This window comes from Desulforhopalus sp. IMCC35007 (genome assembly GCF_005116575.1).
Taxonomy (GTDB): Bacteria; Desulfobacterota; Desulfobulbia; order Desulfobulbales; family Desulfocapsaceae; genus Desulforhopalus_A.
Genome location: NZ_SWCN01000069.1, coordinates 1 through 1,496, shown reverse-complemented (window position 1 = coordinate 1,496; position 1,496 = coordinate 1). Strand labels below are relative to the sequence as shown.

Annotated in this window: 1 protein-coding gene; it reads right to left on the bottom strand. The window is 34.0% G+C overall.

The window, feature by feature from the left end:
* Window positions 1-64: 64 nt before the first annotated feature.
* Window positions 65-1,273, bottom strand: coding sequence for a hypothetical protein (locus FCL48_RS24625; protein WP_136876743.1), 1,209 nt, complete (start codon window positions 1,271-1,273; stop codon window positions 65-67).
* Window positions 1,274-1,496 lie beyond the last annotated feature (223 nt).

The following is a 1,496-nucleotide window of genomic DNA, read 5'->3' as shown; positions in this document are numbered from 1 at the left end:
GGGAGCATTTTGTGAGAAGACTATCCAAATATTCTTTGCAACGTTAATGGACACAGCACTTGATTCAGTAGGCATCGCAAAAAGTGAATTGAGAGTGCCTGAAACTTAATCCCGAAAGTTGAGTTAATAAACGTAGTGCTTCTTTAACCGGTACTGGCGAGTTCTTATGTATCCAAAAGTATATGCTTGATTCATTAATCCCTTTTTCTATTCGAACAATATTGTAGTTTACCAAGGTGGGAATAACTACATCCTCGAGAAACTTTCTTCCCCAGTCAATTAATGGTTGATGCCCTTTGTATTTTTCACCCAATTCAGTGTGTTCTTGCCAAATCTTGCCGCGATAAAAATCCTTAATTATGGTATTTACGGAATTTGCGTTTATTTTGTCCAAATCTTGAACAGTCTTTAGCAATATTCTGGGATTGCCTCCTGAACAAAATGCCAAAGTATTAAAAAGATCTCTACGATTATCAAATGCAATTTTTGTTTTTTCAGTAGCTTGTTTGAAAACAATATCTTTAAAATATTGCAAATAATCTGAATCTTTAATATTTCTTTCTATTCTTTTATAAATACAATCGTGTGTTAGTTCAAAAGAATCTCCGAAATAGGTTACTCCAGGATAGATTGCTGCATTACAAGTTATGTAAGGTGATCTAAGATCTTTATAAAGATTGAAAAATTGTCGTTGTTGTTCAGGTCTGAAAACATGTGCAGCTTCATCAAAGAAAAAGAATATTCTAGTAATTGAATTATCTTCACAGATTGCCTCTATTGCCTCTTTCACATCCTCTATATCTGGGAGTAAGGAGATATCGGCCTTTTTTCGGTTTTTATATGACTCTTCGAAACTCTTGACAATCTTTTTCAGGTCTTTTTCTACCTGTCCAGAGTCATCACTTTCATCATTGCTTAAAAGACTTGCAGAGTAACCTGATACTGATAATCCTTTCTTTCTGAGTTTATTTGTCAATGCTTTTAAAGTCTTAGCAAGCATCCAATGATAAAATTGAAGATCGTCGTCCGTGTTTATAAGAGAACTTTTGTTAAAGGTAACAAAAACAGGCAACGAATGATCACCAGTCTCTTCAATTTCCAACTCTGCAATTTTCATTAGAAATGATTTTCCGGTTCCTCTAGATCCTTCCAAGAGACACGGTTCTGATGACTTTAGGGCTTGTATGATATTTATATCTGCTTCATTGACTACTGACAGATTCTTTATCTCAGAGTTTTTTATACTTTCCGTTCTTAAATAATATTCACTCATTGCAAATCCTCTGGACCGCCAAAGTATAATCTAACATATGCTAAATGTGACATTTCTTCTGTTATAAATTCTAATGATTCTAGTGTTTCATAACTAAATCTGATTACCACTAATCTTCAGCTAATTTTTGGGTAGGACGCTATTTGTCCTACCAGTTATGGGATAATACCTCTAAATTCAAAAGGAGGTCACCCATGGCTAAAAATAAAGTTCAATTTCAAAA

Excerpts from the sequence above, each read along its gene's own strand:
- FCL48_RS24625 (WP_136876743.1), bottom strand. The coding sequence starts at position 1,273 with ATGAGTGAATATTATTTAAGAACGGAAAGTATAAAAAACTCTGAGATA.